General features: G+C 60.3%; 27 protein-coding genes and 1 pseudogene. 17 read left to right on the top strand and 11 right to left on the bottom strand.

What is annotated here, in order from left to right; genetic code table 11:
- Positions 1-43: 43 nt before the first annotated feature.
- The 7 genes from N554_RS0101750 to N554_RS39475 form a co-directional block, all read right to left on the bottom strand.
- Positions 44-403 carry a hypothetical protein gene (locus tag N554_RS0101750; protein WP_156041727.1) on the bottom strand — a complete coding sequence of 120 codons (360 nt, stop codon included), beginning with the start codon at positions 401-403 and terminating at the stop codon, positions 44-46.
- Between the two features lie 13 nt (positions 404-416).
- Complete coding sequence (locus N554_RS0101745; protein ID WP_029581897.1) at positions 417-713, bottom strand: hypothetical protein; 297 nt, start codon at positions 711-713, stop codon at positions 417-419.
- Positions 710-1,801, bottom strand: a complete 1,092-nt coding sequence (locus N554_RS0101740; protein ID WP_029581896.1) for a DNA polymerase III subunit beta family protein — start codon at positions 1,799-1,801, stop codon at positions 710-712. The genes N554_RS0101745 and N554_RS0101740 overlap by 4 nt, the downstream gene beginning before the upstream one ends.
- Complete coding sequence (locus N554_RS39480) at positions 1,798-1,986, bottom strand: hypothetical protein (RefSeq protein WP_156041726.1); 189 nt, start codon at positions 1,984-1,986, stop codon at positions 1,798-1,800. The genes N554_RS0101740 and N554_RS39480 overlap by 4 nt, the downstream gene beginning before the upstream one ends.
- A gap of 82 nt (positions 1,987-2,068) precedes the next feature.
- On the bottom strand, positions 2,069-2,296 hold the full coding sequence (locus tag N554_RS0101730; protein WP_029581895.1) for a helix-turn-helix domain-containing protein: 228 nt from the start codon (positions 2,294-2,296) through the stop codon (positions 2,069-2,071).
- Between the two features lie 62 nt (positions 2,297-2,358).
- Positions 2,359-3,258 (bottom strand): hypothetical protein, encoded by a 900-nt coding sequence (locus N554_RS0101725; RefSeq protein ID WP_029581894.1) that lies wholly within the window; start codon positions 3,256-3,258, stop codon positions 2,359-2,361.
- A gap of 302 nt (positions 3,259-3,560) precedes the next feature.
- Positions 3,561-3,716, bottom strand: a complete 156-nt coding sequence (locus N554_RS39475) for a hypothetical protein (RefSeq protein ID WP_156041725.1) — start codon at positions 3,714-3,716, stop codon at positions 3,561-3,563.
- Here N554_RS39475 and N554_RS42850 point away from each other — a divergent pair.
- The 6 genes and pseudogenes from N554_RS42850 to N554_RS0101695 all read left to right on the top strand — a co-directional run.
- A pseudogene (locus tag N554_RS42850) lies at positions 3,690-3,866 on the top strand (terminase small subunit); the annotation flags it as partial. The gene N554_RS39475 and the pseudogene N554_RS42850 overlap by 27 nt on opposite strands.
- A 9-nt stretch (positions 3,867-3,875) precedes the next feature.
- A complete protein-coding gene (locus N554_RS41680) occupies positions 3,876-4,154 on the top strand; it encodes a hypothetical protein (RefSeq protein ID WP_245283495.1) in 279 nt (92 codons plus the stop codon).
- 133 nt (positions 4,155-4,287) lie between these two features.
- Positions 4,288-4,962 carry a recombinase family protein gene (locus N554_RS0101710; RefSeq protein WP_029581892.1) on the top strand — a complete coding sequence of 225 codons (675 nt, stop codon included), beginning with the start codon at positions 4,288-4,290 and terminating at the stop codon, positions 4,960-4,962.
- Between the two features lie 213 nt (positions 4,963-5,175).
- Positions 5,176-5,442, top strand: coding sequence for a hypothetical protein (locus tag N554_RS37085; RefSeq protein WP_156041724.1), 267 nt, complete (start codon positions 5,176-5,178; stop codon positions 5,440-5,442).
- A 46-nt stretch (positions 5,443-5,488) separates the two neighbouring features.
- Complete coding sequence (locus N554_RS0101700) at positions 5,489-5,842, top strand: hypothetical protein (protein WP_156041723.1); 354 nt, start codon at positions 5,489-5,491, stop codon at positions 5,840-5,842.
- A gap of 96 nt (positions 5,843-5,938) precedes the next feature.
- The gene (locus tag N554_RS0101695) at positions 5,939-6,502 is read left to right on the top strand and encodes a recombinase family protein (protein WP_029581889.1); all 564 of its coding nucleotides are present in this window, start codon (positions 5,939-5,941) and stop codon (positions 6,500-6,502) included.
- A 392-nt stretch (positions 6,503-6,894) separates the two neighbouring features.
- On the opposite strand, the gene N554_RS0101690 is transcribed toward N554_RS0101695, so the two are convergent.
- Positions 6,895-7,104, bottom strand: a complete 210-nt coding sequence (locus N554_RS0101690; RefSeq protein WP_029581888.1) for a hypothetical protein — start codon at positions 7,102-7,104, stop codon at positions 6,895-6,897.
- Between the two features lie 257 nt (positions 7,105-7,361).
- Between N554_RS0101690 and N554_RS35240 the strand changes: the two genes are divergently transcribed.
- From N554_RS35240 to N554_RS0101660, 7 genes are all read left to right on the top strand, one after another.
- Complete coding sequence (locus N554_RS35240) at positions 7,362-7,928, top strand: integrase core domain-containing protein (RefSeq protein WP_051677243.1); 567 nt, start codon at positions 7,362-7,364, stop codon at positions 7,926-7,928.
- Positions 7,929-8,029: 101 nt separating this feature from the next.
- Positions 8,030-8,932, top strand: a complete 903-nt coding sequence (locus N554_RS0101680) for an NAD(P)-dependent oxidoreductase (protein ID WP_029581887.1) — start codon at positions 8,030-8,032, stop codon at positions 8,930-8,932.
- Positions 8,901-9,215, top strand: coding sequence for a hypothetical protein (locus N554_RS41675; protein ID WP_081851070.1), 315 nt, complete (start codon positions 8,901-8,903; stop codon positions 9,213-9,215). Before N554_RS0101680 ends, N554_RS41675 begins: the two co-directional genes overlap by 32 nt.
- Before the next feature lie 20 nt (positions 9,216-9,235).
- Positions 9,236-9,745: a VOC family protein gene (locus N554_RS0101675; protein WP_029581886.1), complete on the top strand. Its 510-nt coding sequence runs from the start codon at positions 9,236-9,238 to the stop codon at positions 9,743-9,745.
- A 16-nt stretch (positions 9,746-9,761) separates the two neighbouring features.
- Positions 9,762-10,988 carry an acyl-CoA dehydrogenase family protein gene (locus tag N554_RS0101670; RefSeq protein ID WP_051677242.1) on the top strand — a complete coding sequence of 409 codons (1,227 nt, stop codon included), beginning with the start codon at positions 9,762-9,764 and terminating at the stop codon, positions 10,986-10,988.
- Between the two features lie 14 nt (positions 10,989-11,002).
- Positions 11,003-11,542, top strand: a complete 540-nt coding sequence (locus N554_RS0101665) for a flavin reductase family protein (protein ID WP_029581884.1) — start codon at positions 11,003-11,005, stop codon at positions 11,540-11,542.
- Positions 11,543-11,558: 16 nt separating this feature from the next.
- Positions 11,559-12,260 (top strand): TetR/AcrR family transcriptional regulator, encoded by a 702-nt coding sequence (locus tag N554_RS0101660; RefSeq protein WP_029581883.1) that lies wholly within the window; start codon positions 11,559-11,561, stop codon positions 12,258-12,260.
- Here N554_RS0101660 and N554_RS0101655 read toward each other — a convergent pair.
- Genes N554_RS0101655 through N554_RS0101645 form a run of 3 tightly spaced genes read right to left on the bottom strand, consistent with a single transcriptional unit; the run spans position 12,228 to position 15,241 of the window.
- Entirely contained in the window at positions 12,228-13,217 is a 990-nt protein-coding gene (locus N554_RS0101655; RefSeq protein ID WP_029581882.1) for a Gfo/Idh/MocA family protein, read from the bottom strand. The genes N554_RS0101660 and N554_RS0101655 overlap by 33 nt on opposite strands.
- Before the next feature lie 20 nt (positions 13,218-13,237).
- Entirely contained in the window at positions 13,238-14,113 is an 876-nt protein-coding gene (locus tag N554_RS0101650) for a polysaccharide deacetylase family protein (protein WP_029581881.1), read from the bottom strand.
- 21 nt (positions 14,114-14,134) lie between these two features.
- Positions 14,135-15,241 (bottom strand): LLM class flavin-dependent oxidoreductase, encoded by a 1,107-nt coding sequence (locus tag N554_RS0101645; RefSeq protein ID WP_029581880.1) that lies wholly within the window; start codon positions 15,239-15,241, stop codon positions 14,135-14,137.
- A gap of 100 nt (positions 15,242-15,341) precedes the next feature.
- Between N554_RS0101645 and N554_RS0101640 the strand changes: the two genes are divergently transcribed.
- The 4 genes from N554_RS0101640 (at position 15,342) to N554_RS0101625 (ending at position 20,296) form a co-directional block, all read left to right on the top strand.
- Positions 15,342-16,292 carry a LysR family transcriptional regulator gene (locus N554_RS0101640; RefSeq protein ID WP_029581879.1) on the top strand — a complete coding sequence of 317 codons (951 nt, stop codon included), beginning with the start codon at positions 15,342-15,344 and terminating at the stop codon, positions 16,290-16,292.
- Positions 16,293-16,542: 250 nt separating this feature from the next.
- Positions 16,543-17,424, top strand: a complete 882-nt coding sequence (locus tag N554_RS0101635) for an FAD binding domain-containing protein (protein WP_029581878.1) — start codon at positions 16,543-16,545, stop codon at positions 17,422-17,424.
- The gene (locus tag N554_RS0101630) at positions 17,421-17,906 is read left to right on the top strand and encodes a (2Fe-2S)-binding protein (protein WP_029581877.1); all 486 of its coding nucleotides are present in this window, start codon (positions 17,421-17,423) and stop codon (positions 17,904-17,906) included. The genes N554_RS0101635 and N554_RS0101630 overlap by 4 nt, the downstream gene beginning before the upstream one ends.
- Positions 17,903-20,296: a xanthine dehydrogenase family protein molybdopterin-binding subunit gene (locus N554_RS0101625; RefSeq protein WP_029581876.1), complete on the top strand. Its 2,394-nt coding sequence runs from the start codon at positions 17,903-17,905 to the stop codon at positions 20,294-20,296. Before N554_RS0101630 ends, N554_RS0101625 begins: the two co-directional genes overlap by 4 nt.
- Positions 20,297-20,325 lie beyond the last annotated feature (29 nt).

Here is a 20,325-nt window from a genome sequence, read left to right as displayed (position 1 = left end):
TCGCAAAAAAAAGGCGGGCGCAATGGCCCGCCGGTGTTTTTGGTTAGAAGGTGATCTCGTCGTTCATGTCCTTTGCGGCGGCGCCGGCGGCGGCCGATTTTACCGGCCGCAGGCGCACGCCTTTGCCCAAGCTGGTCTCCTCGTCGTACAGGTCGACAACGACGCCGACCCATTTCGTGTAGTCTTCGGTGTACGTCTCTGCCAGCTTCCGCGCGTTGGTCCGGTTCAAGACCAACGGCTTCTCGACGCCCTCGAAGTAGATCACGAGCCGTCGCTTTGTGGTCCCGTCCTTGTCCTTCAACTCGGAGGGCTCTACCTTGCCGATCCGACGCCGCGGCATTTCACCGTTCAGGTCGGCGACGCTGAAGTATTTGCTGCCGTACATGTCACTGAACATACTCATAGCTGTTTTCCTTTCAGGTCGTGGGTGCTGTTGATGCTTCCGCCGCGTGTGCACCCAAGGTCGCGGCCAATTCGGAATTGCGGACGGTGATCGGATCGGTCGGCCGCCCAAAACGGCCCACCAGGTCTGTCAGGAAGTCGGCGACCGTCTTCGGCAGCCAGCCACGGTGGCGGTCGCAGCAAGCACAGCGCAGCGATGCGATATGTGGATCCGCGCTGGAGCCGATGATGACGGTGGTCTCGCCGCACACGCCGCAGGGCCCGTCGATGGTGCGCGCCAGCTTGATGGGCAGCCCAATGAGATCGGTCACGCCGCGATCTCCTTTTCGATAAACCTGCAGGACATCAGCAGCCCCAACTTGTCGCCCTGGCGAACGATGACGCCACGGTCGGTCATCTCGATCAGCAGCACGTCGTCTTTGAACTCGGCGAGCAGCGCAGTGAGCTGCGCCAGCGACAGTGCTATCCTGGCGCTACGGCAAGTCTGGGCGACCACAACATCGCAGCCGGCGTCGGGTTCGTGCGCCAGGAATAGCCGGATCGGCTCGCCGTCGACCCACGTCACCATGATCAAAGGCAGATCGCCGACGGCGACGGCCTTGAGCCGAGACGATGCCGCGACCAGATCAGCGCGCTGGCATGACGCCGAACTGCCGCTGGGCAGCGGCAACGCCTGCTTGTAGTTCGGGTATGCCGCATCGATCATGGCGGAGAAGATCTCGAAGCCCGGCGCGCTCGCCGCGAATACGGCATGCGATCTGCGCAAGGTCACGGTCTCCGGCTTTGTCACGCGCAGCAGCTTGCCGAGCATCTTGACCGCAGTCGCCGGGATGATGAGGCGGGTATCGTCGCTGAAGTGATCGGCCACGACGCCGACGCGAAGCATCTTTGTCCCGTCCATACCGACGCCGATCAATTTGTCGCCGTCGCTGTGCAGGTGCACGCCATTCAGGAAGAACCGCGTCTTCTCGGTGCCGGCGGCGGCCACGACGTCGAGCAACCGGAGGCAGTCCGCCGTCGCCAGTTCGACGCGGGCGATCTCGGGATTGATCACAAGCCCCGCGCGCGGATCGGCAAGCAGCGGGAGCCGATACCGGCTGTTGCCGGAGCTGATCGTCATCGCCGCGTCGCTCGTGGTGATATTGATGGTGGATCGAGTACCGAAGCCGGACAGCAATGCCGCGAACCGGCGCGCCGAGATGGTGGCGCTGCCGCTCTCCTGTATCGAGGCGGCGGCGGTGGTCGAGATCGAGATCACCGCGCGCGGGTTGGTGACGCAGAACCTGATCGCGCCATGATCGGCAAGGATGCGGATCGGGGTGTCGGTCAGCTTGTCTGCCGCCATCGCGGCCAGCGACATGGCGGCATTGAGCGCGCTCGCGGGGGCCATGATCTTCATGACCGCACCTCGTAGCTGAGGAGGAGATGATGGCAGGCGGCGCAGATGATGCGGTGACCGGCCTCAAGCTGCTCTACATCGCTGCCGCGAACCAAGCGGCTGCAATTGTCGCAGCGCAGGCCATTGGCGATGCGCAAGATCATTCCGCCGGATAGCGGTGCTGACGCAATTGTGGTATTGGGCATGTCTCGATCTCCATTGCTGCCCGGTGCAAGCGGGCGGTGCAGATTGCGAAGGGCACGCCTAGACCGGCGCGCTCTTCGTTTTTCAGACGGCGGCGGCGAGCAGCTTTTCAATTTCGGTGACCGGAATGATGCGGCGCGCGCGGATCTTCACCGTGCGGACCGTTCCGCTCCGAATCATGCGCTCTACGGTGCTGTTGGACAGGCCGAGAATGTCCGCCGCTTCCTGCGGCGAGTACGCGAGCCGCACTTTCTGACCGCGTTCTTTCTTCTTCGACACGCTGCTGACGCCCTCCTTGAGCGTCGCCAGCATCCGCCGGAAACCACCGATCCCGAATTTCTGGAATTGTCCGATCTGGCCACTAAAAAGCGGCGCTACTTCAATATCTTACGTTTCGTTCGCCGGCGCTGAACCTTCCAAACGATGCTTGCGCAAGAATTCGCGTCAAACGTCTTTTGCGTCACGCCGGCGGCCTTGATCCGTTTAGGCATTGGTCTCGGTTCGACACCGGCAGCTTTCACCACGGCGACGGCGGAGGCGATCATTGCCGAATTCGGCGCCGATGAATTTGCCGGACCCGCAAGATCTTCGATCGTGGACAGCACGGCCTCGATCACCTCGGTCCTCGTCAGTCGCAGCTGATATTGGAAGCTGGTTTCATCGAAGACGATGTTGTGCCGCCGCGCGGCTGGTCGTCCGCCCTTCCTCTTTCGGGAAAAGTCAGCCTCGATGGCTGCCGCGATGGCGACGGCCTGAACCTCGATCGGGTTCTTTCTCGCATTCACCTTCCCGCCTCGGACAAGTTGGACGGCGCGGGTCTCGACGGGCGTGAGATCACCCGGACCGAGCTTTGTGTCCGGATCGTTCTCGTCCAGCTTCAGCTCCTTCAGGCTTCGCTCGAGGGCCTTCTGTTCGCTGCTTCGGCGCCGGCGGCCAATGCCAAGTTGGTAGCGTTTCGCGCGGACCAGGCGCGCGATGATATGCCAGGGCCGATGCTGGAGCAGCTTCTCCTTCTCCTCCGCGGCGCGAGCCGGCTGCTCGTCGGAGCTGCGCTCCACCCGGCCGCGTAGTTTGCTCTCGCGGAGGATCCGGTTCCTGAGACCACCGAGCTCGATCTGAATTTGATAATACACCGCGTCGGCATCGGTGCTGGTCTTGCCGGCCGCAGCGGCGAGACGGCGCAGGGCCTTGAGGAGCGGCAGATCCTTCGCGAGCAGCGGATCCTTCGCGAGAAACGAAGTCAGATCATCGCGAGGGAACTTGTACTTCGGCATGCGCCAGCCACTGAAGCTTGGTTTTTCGAGACTGTCGGCTGACTGTTTAGCATCTGTCGACCACCCTTAAAAAGCTGTCCACCACCGCCTTAAAACTTGTGTCTGTCTACCCCCCACCCCCCCCCGGTGCTGCACAACAGTGCGCAGCAGCTCGCCGGTGGCTCGCCGCGCACTGGGCAGCACGCAAGCGAACAACAGTGGCGCGTAACAGCACACAGGGTATCGATGGGGATGGCAGCGCGCGCCGTCTCGACGTGTGCTATGCTCGGGCAAATGACTGAGATAACGACATCATCCGATCGCTATAATGCGAACATGAGCGAGATCGCGTCGATGTTGATCTCGATGATCTCGGTGATCTCGGTGATCACCGCGATCGCTACGGCCAGTTCATTGCGGGGCAATACCGTGACCGACAGCACCTTGTAGCCATGCCAGCACTGCCAAACCCACGCCATGAATGCTTCGCCCGGCTCTACATCCAGACCGGCAACGCCGCAGCGTCATACCTTAGAGCAGGCTACACGCCGACCACGCGAAGCGGGTTGGACGCAGCCGCCTGTAGGCTAGCAAGAAAAGGCAAGACCCAGCGCCGCATCATGGAGCTAAGAGGCCAGTTGGCCAAGAGAAACGCGGTAACGCTCGACACGTTGCTGGACGACCTCGCCGCGGACAGGGCATTGGCCCGTGAACTCGGCCAGCCGGCGGCTGCGATCACCGCGACGATGAACCAGGCGCGGCTGGTCGGACTGCTCGTCGAGCGCAAAGAGAGCGGCCAGCCCGGTGACTTCGCGGGCATACAAAGCGAAGAGGACATTCTTGCCATGGTGCGCGCGGAGCTGGGCAAAGAGGCTAGCGACATGCTCCAGGCGGCACTCGAGCGCGAGAAACCATAGAATACCGGCCGGCTGTGCCGCTCTCGCTGTCGCCCGAAACGCAAAATATGGTCGATAACGCTGGGTTCTTCTTGCTACACACTGTGGCATTGAGTAGTCTGTGGCATTGCTAAAGCAACGCCACGGAGACGCCATGAAAGTCTACGGATATTGCCGGGTTTCGACCTCAGAACAGGCCGTCAACGGATTGTCGCTCGACAGCCAGCAACAGCAGATCACCGGCTACTGCATGATGAAGGGCTGGACCGTCGCGGCGTTCTTCGTCGAGGCTGGCGTCTCCGGCTCAGTGCCCCTCGCCGACCGTCCCGAAGGCCAGCGCCTGCTGGCGGCGTTGCAGCCCGGCGACGTTTTCGTCACCGCTCGGCTGGATCGCACCTTTCGCAGCGCATCCGATGCGCTCGGTACGCTGGAGCAACTGAAGGAGGACAAGGTCGCCCTGCACATGATCGATCTCGGCGGAGACGTCACCGGCAACGGAATCTCCAAATTGGTGTTCACGATCTTGAGTGCAGTGGCTGAGAACGCCCGCGACGCCATCCGAGAGCGCGTCCGTGAGGCCAAGCGATATCGGGTGACGCAGAAGCTGTTCAACGGCGGCAAGCGGCCCTTCGGGTTCGATGTCGAGATCGGTGAGGATGAGACTAAGCGCCTCGTCCCGAACTCGAACGAGCAGGCCGCGCTAGCCCGTGGTAGGGCGTTGCGCGAGGGTGGTGCGAGTTATCGTGACATCGCCCAGGCTTGGGCCGACGAGTACGGCATCCAGAAGGTCGACGCGAAGAGCATCCAGCGGATGCTGGCGCGGGAGTGACCTGCAATCAGGACCAGATCGCTCCTGAAACGCCCAAGGGGAGCCGTACTACCCCACCGGGGGCCATGTCGGGGTACGGTGCTCTGTTATTTGAGGGATATGCTCGCGACCATGAGCGAGACCACGATGACAACTGATCGCGATGCGAAGACCGGCCAATTTGTAACGGGCTCAAATGGCGGGCCGGGACGCAGGGTCGGGAGCAGAAATCGATTGAGCGAGGCCTTCATCGCAGATTTGAAAACGGTTTGGGAAGAAGATGGCATTTCCGCATTGCGCCGTTGCGCGGAAAGTGAACCGGGCACGTTCTGCCGGATCGTCAGCGGCCTGTTGCCGAAAAATGTCGATGTCAACGTGAGCGGCTCCGTTGATGTCGGCAGCTTCGCGGAGAAATTCAGGCACGCGCTGAGTTTGCTTGGCAACGAGCCGCAGTCCAAGATGCGCACCATCGAGCATAAGGCGACCAGCAGTGCCCGTTAGCCAGCATGACGTCGATGAGCTGCGACGGGAGGGTCAGGCGCTGAACTTGGACGACATCGACGTTGTCTTGGAGACGACTGCCGAGCACCTCGGGTTTATGGTCGCCGAGGCGCGCGCCATGGGGATGGACGAGACCGAGATGCTCGAATGCGTTGAGCTGGTTGTTCGCGCCGTCGAGATCGACCGGGTCGGGCTGCGCGCGGCTAGGGACGTGCTCAGATCGTTGAACTACGAATCGTCGCTGATCTCGTTGTTGACCAAGCTGGCGCGCCGGGCACCGCCGCCGCCGCCGCCATGGTCGGGCCGGACGGCGAGCGCAGAGCGCTACATCGCGCGTAGGCGGGCCGAGCGGGCGAAAGCGGAGGCCGCTGCCGCCGCCGCTGAAAAGGCGATGCCATAACTTTCACAAACTGCACTATTTGAAAGTTTTCAGTTGTCCTTGTTTTATCGGCGTGATCTAACTTTCATAACGTTAGCTTTCAAAATGGGGCATGAGATGAGGAAGATCGGTTACGCGCGGGTGAGCAGCCGCACCCAAGACTACCAGGCGCAGGTCGAGGCGCTGAAGGCGGCGGGCTGCGAGAAGATTTACAGCGAGAAGGTCTCGGGCAAGTCGACCAAGGACCGCCGCGAGTTCAACAAGCTGATGAAGGCGCTGCTACCCGGTGATGTCGTGCACGTCGCCAAGCTCGACCGGCTGGCGCGGTCGGCGCGCGACTTGCACAACATCCTGCACGAGATCGAGACCAAGGGCTGCGGCTTCATCTCGCTCGGCGAAGCATGGTGCGACACCACGACGCCGGTCGGCCGCCTGCTGGTGGCGGTCATGAGCGGCGTCAACGAGTTCGAACGCGGCCTGATCCGCCAGCGCTGCGATGAGGGCATCGCGTTGGCCAAGGCAAAGGGGACGAAGTTCGGCCGCACGCCGAAGCTGAAGCCCGAGCAGATCAAGGTCGCCGCCGAGCGATACGCCGACGGCGAGACGATGGCCGAACTAGCCAAAGTGTACCGCGTTAGCGAGCCAACTATCTGGCGGGCGCTGACGGCCGCTGCCGCGTAATCCGGCCCCGCTTCCGTGACGGACCCTTGACCCCCGGTTGGGGGGCGGGCGGAGGGCAGCCGTTGTTTATAAATTGAAAGCCTCTGTCTCCTTCCCTCCATATTTTCCAAAAAATATTTCCAAAAACTTCCGACCATATCCGGAAAGTTTCCGGATATGGGCACAATCCTCTGAGCTTGCCTTCAGACCTAACTCTGATCGCGTGCCCCGGCCATGATCTCCAAAAATTTTTCCGGGAATTTTTTCGAACGGGAAGCGTTGAGGACCGTCGTACGGGGCGACGATAAGGAAGATCGGGCGGCGGCGTTGTCTGATGCGACAGAACCGCGAGCGCTCACTGTGGTTCGAGATCGGAAATCTGTTCCTTCTCAGGGGGTATGCGCGACTTTGGCTTACTTCTTGAAGCGTTTGAGCAAGCCGTTCCAAGCCTTATTGAGGCCCCTGATATGGTCCCGCAGCTTCGCCGTCTCAAGCGTAACGAGATCACCGCAGCCCTCGCAGGCAAATTGCGTTTCGTCGTGAAGCCATGGCATCGCTTTCTTATTTTCATGGCCGGAAGCAGGACGGGGAGGATTGACGTCAGCATCGTCGTAAATTGCCATGATCAAACTCCAGAGGTTACTGGGCCGCATGTCTGAGGGAAGCGGGCGGCCTACCGCCAGTAACGATTTCGGTAAGCATGTGAGCCATCTCCTGTGCGGCGGATGGCCTATTGGTAAATGAAACAAACAAACTCGGAAATCTCGCTCCATGCCTTAGGGGCAAGCCCCTACGTAGAGTCCCGGAGGGCCGCTTCAGGGAGCGGATGGTCGCTCGTCGTTGATCGCGTTCCAGATATGGGAGGAAGGCTGTCCTCGACATGGGGCCATCCGTTTGGCGGCTGCTATCATCTGTCGGTTTCGACCTGCTCTATGCCTTCGTCATCGTCCGGCTCGACCGCAGGGACCTCATCTGGATCAACGTCACAGCAAATCCGACGGCCAAATGGGTTGCACGTCAAATCACGGAGGCATTTCCTTGGGATGGTGCTCCGCGTTACATGATCCGAGACCGAGATCGGATCTACGGCATCGTCGTCACACGCGGATTGCGCGCCATGGGCATTCGCGACAAGCCCACTGCACCAGCCTCACCCTGGCAGAACGGCTTTGCCGAACGGCTGATCGGATCGATCCGGCGCGAGTGCTTGGACCACATCATTGTCTTCGGCGAGGCGCATCTGCGCCGGATTCTAAAATCATACGCCGCTTACTACAACTCCGTCAGAACGCATCGGTCGTTGCACAAGGATGCGCCGAGTTATTCGTCCGACTCAACAGATCGGAATCATTCGTTCACACCCGATCCTCGGCGGGCTTCACCATCATTACGTCCGGGTTTGAGTTTTCGATACACACAGGCGGTTATGAAATGTGCGTTTCATTGAAAACTCATTTGCCCACGTACAGCTGCCGCATTGCATCAGATCGCTGATTGTTGTTCAGATTGTAGCTCACACGTCACTTTCTCGGTAAAGGCATGCGTTGGATGGATCAAAGAATCGGCATTGTCGGCATAGGAATTATGGGTACGGCGATGGCGCGAAACCTGCGCCAGGCCGGCTTTGCTGTGGCCGGATTTGATCCGGTGCCCGCGGCACGCGCGCGTCTGGAAGAACTGGGCGGTCAGGCGCTGGCTTCTCCGCGCGCCGTGGCCGAGGCGGCATCGATTATCATCGTGTCGCTGCCAAAGGCTGAGGCGTTGACCGAGGTAATAGGAGGAGCCGATGGCATCGCTCAGGCGACGGGCACGGGCCAGATCGTCATCGAGTGCTCCACGTTGCCGTTGGACATCAAACGCGCGGCGTTGGATGTCATGGAAAAGAGCGGCAAAATTCTCCTTGATTGTCCGATCAGCGGCACCGGCGCGCAGGCGGTGACCAAGGATCTCGTTATTCTCGGCAGCGGCGATGAAGCAGCCTTTGTCCGTTGCGCGGCGGTTTTCGCCGGAATGTCGCGCGTACAACGCTACCTCGGACCGTTCGGTCGCGGCAGCATCATGAAATACATCGCCAACCATCTCGTCACGATTCATAACGTGGCGGCGGCGGAAGCCATGGTTCTTGGCATCAAGGCTGGGATGGATCCGGCGCTGGTCTACGATACGCTCGCCGACAGCGCCGGCACATCGCGCATGTTCCAGATGCGGGGTCCCTTGATGCGCGACGAAAATTACGACGTGCCGACCGCCACGATCCGCATGCAGCTCAAGGACATTTCGATCATCGACGCTTTCGCGGCCGATCTGAATTGTGCGCTGTCCGTCTACGCGGCGGCTTCGCAGGTCTATCATGCCGGTGCTGCGCTCGGCCGCAAAGAGCAGGATACGGCGGCGGTCTGCGCCGTGCTCGAGACGTTGCATGGAATTGACCGGAAGAAATCCGCATCGTAGTGCAGACGGCGTTCTCGCTCTCACATCTTCTGAAGTGGTCAGCATTGCGACGAACGAACTGATCCCGGATGCGAGCAGGGAAGCAGACGCTGCGAAACTGTATCGATGGGCCTATGAGCAGCGGATTGCCGTGCAGGGCCGATTCGCATCCCAAATTCATACAGGCCGGAGTGCGTCGCGCGCGTGCAGCACATTTTGTGCAGCGCATTCCAATGTCAATCTGCTTGCATTCCTGTCCAGACGGCGTTATTTATCGGTTGATAAAATAAAAAACGTTCATTGAATTCGCAGGGGAGAGCAGACATGAAAGTTCTCGGTTTCAATCATCTCTCTATCGGCGCCAAGGATCTGGAAGAGTCCGCACGGTTTTATCAAACCGTACTGGGCATGGAATTGATCCCGACCTATAATTTCGGTTTCAAGACCAAGTATCTGCGCTGCGGCGATCTTCAGCTTCATTTGTTCGAGCTTGAGGATCACATCCCGGTCTATCAGCACTTCGCGCTCGACGTGGATGATTTTCACGCTGCCTATGACCGGGCCAAGGCGATCGGTGCGCTGGATTTCAAGGCCTTCCGCAATCCTGTCAACGAGTTGCCGGACGGCTGCGTGCAGATGTATCTGCGCGACCCTGCCGGCAATCTGATCGAGATCGACTGGCCGGATGTGACCACGCTGGACCGTTCGCGCATTCCGGAGATGAAGTTGTTGTCGGAGTTCGCGACGCAGGACGACGAGGGGCTTAAAGCATCGCTTTATCTCGACCGTCCGCACATCAAGCCGAATGCCCCCCGGAAGACCGCGGCGCGGTAACGCCCAGGAGAGACCCATGTCAGGCACAGTCCATAAGCTTGAGTTGGACCGGCGTTCAAACGGTCAAGACGGCGCGTATTCCGAGATGCTGGAGCGTGCGCACGCGCTGGTTCCAAAGCTCCGTGAGCGTGCCGCGACCACCGAAGAGATGCGAAGGCTGCCACCAGAAACCGAGCGGGAGCTTCACGACGCCGGCCTGTTCAGAATTCTTCAGCCGAAGCGCGTCGGCGGTTCGGAACTCGACTATGTCGCGCTGGTGGATTTTGCCGACGTCATCGCGCTTGCCGATGCTTCGGTCGCGTGGAATCTGGCGAATCTGGCCAGCCATCACTGGATGCTGGGCATGTTCGACGAGCGCGCGCAGGATCTGATCTGGAAAGACAACGTCAACGCTCTCATTGCGTCGTCGTTTGTGTTTCCGGCGGGCCGCGCCACGAAAGTGGCCGGGGGTTATATGTTATCGGGCCGCTGGCCGTTCTCGTCGGGTGTCGATTCGAGCGCCTGGAATATGCTCGCGGGCATCGTATCCTCCGACGACGATGCGGACGGCGTCGAGTATCGGGTTTTTCTGCTTAAGCAGGACGACTACAAGATCATCGATACGTGGAATGCGACCGGTCTGAAGGGGACCGGATCGAGCGACGTTGAAACCAAGAATGTGTTCGTATCGGATTACATGACGCTCGCGGTGAAGGATGTCGCCGGAGGCGCGACGCCGGGAAGCACCGTGAATCCTGGCCCGCTTTATGCGCTGCCCGTGTTTGCTTTGTTTCCTTTCGTTCTGTCGGGCGCGGCTCTCGGCAACGCGCAGGCCTGTCTTGACGATTATGTCGAGATCGCGCGGCATCGCGCCTCGACTTACAACCGCGCCAAGCTCGGCGATCTTCAGACGACGCAGATCAAGGTTGCCGAAGCCTCGGCCAAGATCGACGCGGCGCGTCTGATCATGCGCCGGACCTGCATTGAAGCGATGGAGGATGCACGTCGGGGTGATGTTCCCAACCTCGCGGAAAAGACCAGATACCGGCGCGACGGCGCTTACGCGGTCAACCTGTGCACGGAAGCTGTCTCGTTGCTGTTTTCGGCCAGCGGCGCGCGGGGTCTTTACACCACGGGCGCGCTGCAACGGCAATTCCGGGATGCGCATGCGATCAACGCGCACATCGCGTTCAGCTTCGATGCCGCTGGAACCAATTACGGCCGCGTCGCGCTGGATCTGCCGTCCGAAAATCTGACTCTTTGAGAGAGGCCAGGCCGATGGCTGCTGCTTCGCAACATCCAACCGAACTAGGGAATGAGCTTTCAAGCGACAACTCCGCGATCGACCCGCGCGATTTCCGCAACGCGCTCGGAGCTTACGCCACCGGCGTCACGGTCATCACGGCTGCGACGCCCGATGGCAAGCAGACGGGGTTGACCTGCAATTCGTTCGCATCGGTTTCGCTCAATCCGCCGCTCGTGCTCTGGAGTCTGGCGAGTTATTCTCCGAGCATGAGCATTTTCCAGAACGCGAGCCATTTCGCGGTGAATGTGCTGGGCGCATCCCAGCAGGCGCTGGCAACGCAGTTCGCCACGCGCGCCGACGACAAGTTCGCGGGTGTCTCCTGGAAGCCGGGTTTAGGCGATGCGCCAGTCCTCGCCAGCGCCGTGGCCACATTTCAATGCCGCAGCGCCGACCGCTATTACGGCGGCGACCATGTGATTTTCCTTGGTGTTGTGGAAGCTTATGCTTACAACCGCGCCGAGCCGCTGCTTTTCGCGCGCGGCAGCTTCGGTCGCTTCGTTCCTGGGGCATGACCCCCGTTAGGTCATCATGAAAAAGAAATCATCTTCGTCGGTCGCGCGTGTGAAACAGAAGCGCCTGTCTCCCGAAGACCGCCGTCAGGAATTCGTCCGGAAGGCCACGGAGTTCTTCTCCGAAGAGGGTTTCAATGGCGGCACGCGCGAACTGGCGCGCCGGTTGGGTGTGACCCAGCCGTTGCTGTATCGCTATTTCCCGAGCAAGGAAGAACTGGTCAAGGAAGTTTATCGCAAGGTCTATCTCGAGCCGCTTGATACAGGCTGGGAGAAACTTCTCACCAACCGGTCGCGGCCCATACGCGAGCGACTGCTGCAATTCTACGACGCCTATACCAATGTGATTTTCACGCGAAAATGGCTGAGAATCTATCTGTTCTCAGGTCTCAAGGGCCTCGACATCAACCGCTGGTATGTGGGCGTTGTGCGCGACAAGATTCTGACGCGCATTATCAAGGAATGCAGGTTTGAATTTGGCCTGCCGACGCAGGCCAAGCCGACGGCATCCGAAATTGAAATGGCGTGGGTTTTCCACGGCGGCGTTTTCTATTACGGCGTTCGACGATACATTTACGAAATGCCGGACATCCAGGACAAAGAAGAAATGATCGCCAATGCGATCGACGGCTACCTCGCCGGTTTCGCGCGCGCGTCAGCCAAAGACGCCAAGCGGCCGGCGGCGAAATCAAACCGGCTCAATGCGGCCGCTGCTCGCTGACCGTTGGATGGCCTCGAACGTCCGCACGTTCGACAGCATCTCGTCATGCGGGACGGGATATGAACCCTTGCCGAGTGCAGCCCGGCCGAATGATTCCAGGTTGTCGCGCACGGCCGGATGAGGCTGATAGTAGGCGGTTTCCGGCGAACGATCGCGGAGAGCGCGCGTCACGTCCCAGCCCGTCGGACTTTCGGGATGGGTCCGGTCGCGAATTTCCATCCAGCCTTTCGATCCCAGCAGCGCGAGACGGCCCATAAAGGGCGTGGCAAGGACGGCGTTCAGCGTGGCGGTCGCACCACTCCCAAAGCCGATGGTGATCGAAAGCGTGTCGCCATTGGCGAAATTGCTTCCGAGTGTGGCCAGCCGTGCCCAGACCTGTGTGGGCTTGCCGAGAATCGAGATCGAAAGATCGACAAGATGGATTCCGGTAGCTGACAAAGGGCCAACCGGGTTGATCGTGTTGGACAGGCGCCAGTTGTCGGGCGGCAGGTTGAGAAACTTGTCCTGGCTGAAGTTGCCCTCCAGCACGAGCGCATTGCCGAACTCGCCGTCCCCGAACCGCTTGCGCATTTCGATCACCGCGGGCTCGAAGCGGCGTTCGTGGCCGATGCCGAGTTGCACGCTTGCCTTTTTGATCGCGGCAATCGCACGTTCCGCATCTTCGGCCGTGGTGCAAAGCGGCTTTTCACAGAATACGTGACGGCCGGATTTAGCGGCAGCCTCGATCTGCGTCGCATGGTGGTCCTGCGGGGTGCAGAGGATGACGGCGTCAATGTCGGATCGCGCCAATGCGTCTTCAAAGCGCGCGGATGTTTCAAGCCCTAAGGCGGCACCCTTTGCACGCATAGGCTCCAGCGGATCGATGCCCAAAATGGGCTTGATGACGTCGCTGGTCGCAAGATTGTTGGCGATGGTTTGTCCCCACCATCCCAGCCCGACGATGGCGGCCCGGATCATGTCTGTACTCCTGAAAAATCTTAAGCTTTGACCATCTGGCCGCGATACCAGTCGCCGATTTCGCTCGCCGTCATCAACGCAACGTCATCGTGGCCGATCACATAATCGAGCAACTGTTCGAGGTATTTGATCCGGTGCGGCACGCCGGTGATGTAGGGATGGATCGAGATCGCCATCACGCGGGCGTTCTCGTCTCCCTCCAGAAAGAGCCGGTCGAACTGATCGATGCTCCGGCGCAGGAATTGCTCCGAAGGCATATGATGCAGCGCATGAACGACGATGTCGTTGGTCTCGACCGTGTAAGGGATCGTCGTAATGGTGCCGTGAGGCGTCGCGATATCCTGCGGAAGATCGTCGATCACCCAGTCTGCGACGTATTCGATGCCGTTCAGGCGCAGCAGATCGAGCGTGTCCTCGGTTTCGGTGAGGCCGGGGCTTTCCCATGATCGCGGCGCCTTGCCGGCGAATTTTGCAATGGTATCGACAGCACGCTTGATCGCATCGCCCTGATTGTCGAGCTTGTGCATCGGGCCTTGCAGGAAGCCGTGCCCCATGAACTCGAATCCGGCCTCGCGCGCGGCCTCGGCCACACGCGGATACGACGTGCAGACGTTCCCATTAATCGCCAGCGTTGTCGGAACGTTTCTGTCGGTCAGGGCTTTCAACTGACGCCAGAAACCCGCGCGCATTCCGTATTCATGCCACGCCCAGTTCGGCACGTCGGGAAGCAGCGGCTGTCCCATAGGCGGACTGAGCACGGTTCGCGGCATGGGATTCTCGATCCGCCATTCCTCGACGTTCAGGATGATCCAGACAGCAAGCTTTTTGCCGCCCGGAAGGACCAGCTTGGGGCGGTCGATGAGGGCTTGATAGGGAACGCGATCGGTGAGGGCCAATGGGACTTCCTGCTTTACGTGTTATTCTGCGGCTTTGACCTGTTTCGGCGAACTGGCGTTCACCAGCGGCAAGACCTTCTCCGCCGTCAGGATCATGGACTTTCGCCCAAGCTCGCGGTCTTTCCAATCCTTGCCGGCGTAGAGCAGCGTCCCGAATGTGCCGACTTCGCTCTGAAAGGCAAGTAGCTGATCGGCGACGCTATCCGGTGTGCCGTAGATGATCAACTCGTCGCAGATCATCTCAAGCGTCACGTCGTCGTCGGGCTGGTCGCGGTGCGTCTTGAACAGTTCGATGCGCCCGTTCTTCTTCAGCTTCGTAAACAACGATCGATAGTAATTCACATACGGCCCATTGGGATCGGTGGCATAGGCTTTCGCAATCGCAGCGTCATCTGCAACGAAAACGCTTTTGGCGACGCGCCAGTTGGCCGGGTCTGCCGGGCGGCCGCCGCGTTCGCAGCCTTCGACATATTTCGGCCAGTGGCTCTTGACCCACGCGGGCATCAGGAAGTTCGCCGAAATCGGGTCCCATCCGCGCACGGCCGCTTCGGTCACGCCCTTTGAGAACGGTGCAACCGCGGTCACGACGATCGGTGGATGCGGGCGTTGCAGCGGGCAGGGGATATAGCCTTGACCGATTTCCTTGATCTGCGTTCGCTGCGTGGAGACCGTCCAGTATTTGCCTTGAAGATTGTAGGGCGGCTCGCCCGACCAGATGCCGAGCACCTGGTTGATTGCCTCGAGGAACATCTCGTTGCGGTTGAAATCGAGATTGCCGAACAGTTCTGCATCCGACAGAAGTCCGCCGGGACTGATGCCGAAGATGAAGCGGCCATCGAGCATGTGGTCCAGCATCGCGATGGTGGCCGCCACTGTTGCGGGATGGGTGTTGGGCATGTTCACGGTGCCCGTTCCCAACTTGATTTGGCTGGTCGCAGCAGCGATCCACGCCAGGAACGCTACGCACGACGTGATGTTCTCAGCCTTGTCGGTGACGTGCTCCCCGACATAAGCCTCCGTGAATCCAAGTTCGTCGGCGAGCAGGAACGCCTCACGGTCTTCCGCCAGCGACTGCCGCCAGTCCTTGTCCAAGGGATGGATCGGCATGGTGAAAAAGCCCAGCTTCATCGCGCACTTCCTCGATTGCTTGTGATTGCCGGAAGACTAGCGATTGTGCGCTATTAGAAAAATGATTATTCTTACTTTCTTGCATTAGGAAAATTGATGGATGATTTCGCTGCGCCAGATCAGATCTTTTGTCGCGGTCTATGAAGAAGGCTCGTTCACGTCGGCGGCCCGACGGGAAGGCGCGACCCAGTCGGGCATTTCGCAACATATCAAGCAGCTTGAGTCAGAGCTCGGCGTAGCGCTGTTTGAGCGCAACGGTCGTGATGTCGAACCGACGTTGGCCGGAAAGCTCTATTATCGTGAATGCGTCGACGTTCTGAAGAAGCTGGAGGCGGCGCAGCAAAGCGTTGCCATCAACCACGTCCGCGGCGTGATCCGTGTGGGTTTGATGCCGACATTCACCAGATCGGTGCTCGCTCCCGCGCTCGACAAGTTTCTGGGCTCCGCGCCCGGCTCGGAGATCAGTGTCATCGAGGCCTATTCGGGCGTCCTGACGGACATGATCCTGAAAGGCGAACTGGATTTCGCCGTGGTGCCGGCCTTCGAGGGGGCAACCGGAATCTCGCACCGTCTTCTCGCCCGCGATCGCGAAATGCTTGTCAGCGCGAAGCGGGACAACAACCTGAAGCCGGTCAAGTTGTCCGAACTTGGCCCGTTGAAAGTGGTGCTGCCCGGTCCTCAGAACACCCGCCGCCGCAACATCGAAACTTATTTCAGCGCCAATGGCGTCGCCGTCGCGCAGCGGCTCGAACTCGACGCGATGATGGGCACGCTGCAATTTGTCGCAGCGAGCGACTGGGTCGCCATTTTGCCGTTCGTCATGATGGTGTCGGACCTCGATGACGATCGCTTCGATGTCAGGCCGCTTGAAGACCCGCCGTTTTATTCCGAGTTCGTCTTGATCGAGCCGGCGCGCAAGGTCATGTCGCCAGCGGCGGCATTGTTTGCCGATATTCTTAGATTGGAGGCCGAGCAATCGCGGCTTGTGTTCCAGGAACGGACTGGCGCGCCGCGAGCGACGCGACGGCGCATCGTTCGGTCAGCGGACTGATTGCAAATTGTGCAACGCGATATCGCTGCGTTTCAGACCTTGATAATTGGTAATCCCGCAACTCTTTCCTTGCTTTGTCGCACTCGTTTCCCCGCGCAAGCCGGCAGTGCGGCTTCATTTCTGTGGTTATCGAAAACACGGACGTCATCTCCAGAAATAATCGTTCGATAAATACGCTTGACCTTTAATGCCCGGCACCATCTAATCTGCCGAAGCCCATCCTAAAATGAGGCGAACGGAGGTTGCCGGAATGAAAGCTTCGGCTTTCAGTTATACGCGTGCATCGAGCGTCACCGACGCGCTGGATTTGCTTGCCCTGCATGGCGATCAGGCAAAGGTCCTTTCCGGCGGGCAGAGCCTCATGCCTGCGTTGAACCTGAGGCTGTCGGCTCCGGCATTGCTGGTCGATATTGGTGCTATCTCCGAGCTGCGGGGTATTTCCGAATCGAATGGAGTCCTGAAAATCGGAGCGCTCACCCGTCACGTCGATATCCTTAGGTCTCCGGACATCGCAAAGCACGCGCCGCTTCTAACGGAAGCCATTGCGTACGTTGCCCATCCGGCGATTCGCAACAAAGGCACGATCGGCGGCAGTCTCGCGCATGCCGACCCCGCATCGGAGCTTCCGGCCTGTACCATCGGGCTCGACGCAATCATCGTCGTGCGGGGCAGGAATGGCGAACGGCGCATTCAGGCTGCCGATTTTTTTACCGGCATCTACGAAACGGTGCTGTCGCCGGAAGAATTGCTGGTCGCGGTCGAGATGCCTGTCGCAAAATCAAATTCGGCTCATTTCTTTCATGAGTACGCGCGCCGGAAGGGCGACTACGCCATCGTCGGGCTTGCTGCGTCCGGAATTCTGGAAGGCGACGTATTCGCGGACCTTCGTCTCGGTTTCTTTGCTGTCGGCGATAGGCCCTTGTTGGCTGCGGCCTCGAAGCACCTCACGGGAAAGCCCGTCACGGCATCCATGCTGGCTGATGCGCAGGCCGCGCTCGACGCAGAACTTGATCCGCAGGAAGATCAGCAGGCATCCGCTGGAATGCGCCGCTATCTCGCGCGCCAGTTGATGGCGCGGTGTGTGGCGACTTTGCTCGGGCGGCCTGAGCTTGACGCGAGGCCGCGGGCATGACGAACCCCACCCCGATCTCGCTGACAGTGAATGGCGAGAGCGTTTCCGCGCAGGTGCTCCCGCGGCTCAACCTGGCCGATTTTCTGCGTGAGCATCTGGGTCTCACAGGAACGCATGTCGGCTGCGAACACGGCGTGTGCGGCGCGTGCACGGTTCGCGTGAACGGCGACATTGTCCGCGCGTGCCTGTTGCTGGCGGTACAGGCGGAAGACGCGTCCGTTGAGACGATCGAAGGACTGTCGGACAGCGGAGAGATTTCCGACTTGCAGGCGGCCTTCCAGAATCGCAACGCCTTGCAGTGCGGATACTGCACGCCGGGGATGTTGATGGCCGCGCAGGATATCCTGACGCATGAGCCGCAAGCCGATCGCGAGCAAATCCGTGAGCATTTGTCCGGCAACTACTGCCGTTGCACCGGTTATCACGCCATCGTCGATGCCGTGGAAGCAACGGCCCGTGCACGTTCGGGGCAGGCGCGATGAACGATAGCTCCGAAAAGCAGTCCGGTCTTTCGGTTCTGGACCGTCCGAATTCGTACATCGGCAAGACGGTGCCGCGCCCGAATCTCGGGCGGCTCATGCAGGGCCGCGGGCAATACGTCAGCGACATGGTGCTGCCGCGCATGGCGCATGTCGTGTTTCTGCGCTCGCCCTACGCTCACGCCAGAATTCTGAAGATCGACGCAACCGAGGCGAAAGCCATGCCCGGTGTGATCGCGGTTGTGACCGGCGCTGAACTGGCGAAAGTCATCACGCCGTGGGTCGGCGTCCTGTCGCATCTCAAGGGGCTCAAGTCTGCTCCTCAGCACGCGATCGCGACCGACCGCGCCTGCTGGCAGGGCGAGGCGGTGGCGGCCATCGTGGCGACCGGCCGCGCGCTCGCGGAAGATGCCGCCGAGCTAGTGTCGGTGGATTATGAAGAGTTGGTTCCTGTCACCGATATGCGAACCGCGCTGGATCCCGAGACGCCGGTGATTCATCCGGAGCTCGGAGACAATCTTGCCTTCGAGCGCAATCTCGATGCCGGAGCGGTCGATCAAGCTTTCAAGGATTCGGACGAGGTTGTGGAAGCCAAGTTTGTATTCGGCCGCCATACCGGTGTCACGCTGGAGCCGCGCGCGGTCCTCGCCGACTGGAATTCCGGCGAGGAGCGCCTGACCGTTTATCTCGGCACCCAGGCGCCGCACATGGTGCAGAATATTGCTGCCATGCATCTGGGTCTCGATGAGGCGCAGGTTCGCGTGGTCTGCAAGGACGTCGGCGGTTCGTTCGGCATCAAGGTTCATATCTACGCCGACGAGATGGCGACCCTCGCACTGTCGAAGCTGTTGCGCCGCCCGGTCAAGTTCGTCGCCGATCGGGTCGAGAGCTTCAACACCGATATCCACGCGCGGGATCATGTCTGCAAGGCGCGCATCGGCGTCAGCAAGAACGGAACGATCAACGCATTCGAGATCGACGACGTCACCGGCATCGGTCCGTATTCGATGTATCCGCGCACCAGCGCCATCGAGGCCAACCAGGTCATCAATCTGGTCGGCGGTCCCTACACGACGCAGAATTATCGGGCGCGAACCCGTGTCGTTTTTCAGAACAAGAATGTCACTTGCCAGTATCGCGGCGTGGGGCACCCCATTGCGTGCTCGATCACTGAGGGGCTGGTTGATCTTGCTGCGCAGCGGATCGGGATGGACCCAATCGAAATTCGTCGCCGCAATCTCATTCGCGACGATGCTTATCCGTGCGGTTCGCCGTCGGGTCTTAAATTCGAAGCGCTGTCGCATCACGCCTCCCTCGATAAATTGATTGCGATGATGAACTACGACGCGCTGCGTGCCGAGCAGGCGGAGCTGCGCAAGCGGGGGATTTACCGCGGCATCGGCATTGCGAGCTTCATCGAAGTCACCAATCCGAGCGCGGCATTCTACGGCGTCGGCGGCGCGCGGATTTCGTCGCAGGACGGCGTCGCGGTGCGTCTGGATGCCACCGGCCGCGTGATCTGCCAGACCAGCATCACCGAGCAGGGCCAAGGATCGGAATCGCTTACCGCGCAGATCGTCGGCAGCGTACTCGGCGTATCAATGGGGCGTGTGCGCGTCATTCTCGGCGATACCGACAACACGCCTTATGGCGGCGGCACCTGGGCTTCGCGCGGTGCAGGCATCGGCGGCGAGGCCGCGCTGCAGGCCGCCAAAGTGCTGCGCAAGAACATTCTGGATGTTGCGGCCGCCATCCTTCAGGCGAAGCCCCACGATCTGGACATCATCGATAACGCTGTGGTGGACGTTCAAGGCGGCCAGCAGCGCATCGAGCTGCACGAACTGGCGCGTGTCGTTTACTTCCGGCCCGATACGTTGCCGCCGGGATTTCAGCCCGAGTTGATGGCGACCCGCCATTTCGTGCCGCGCGAATATCCCTTCGCGTTCACCAACGGCATTCAGGCGTCGTGGCTTGAGGTCGATACCCAGGCAGGCTTCATCAAGCTTCTCAAGCACTGGGTGGTCGAGGATTGCGGCACCATCATCAATCCGCAGCTTGTGGACGAACAAATCAGAGGCGGCGTGGTTCAAGGTCTCGGTGCCGCGTTATACGAGCACTGCATCTACGATGAGCGGGGGCAGCTCACCAACGCCAACATGGCGGATTACCTCGTGCCCATGTCGGGCGAAATGCCGGATATCGACGTCGGGCATATCGTCTCTCCAACGCTGGACGGTGAGCTCGGCGCCAAGGGAGCCGGGGAGGCGGGAACCGCGGCGGCCGCAGCCGCCGTCACCAACGCTGTCAACGACGCTCTTTCGCCGTTCAATGTCACTGTCACTGAGATCCCTTTGACGCCAAGGGTCATTCTCACGGCGCTCGGACGCATCTGATCGAAGGTTCTGCAAAAATAGGCATCACC

Source organism: Bradyrhizobium sp. URHD0069, assembly GCF_000701345.1.
Lineage (GTDB): Bacteria > Pseudomonadota > Alphaproteobacteria > Rhizobiales > Xanthobacteraceae > Bradyrhizobium.
Note: the sequence above shows the minus strand (reverse complement) of the source record. Positions and strands in the feature narration are given on the sequence as shown.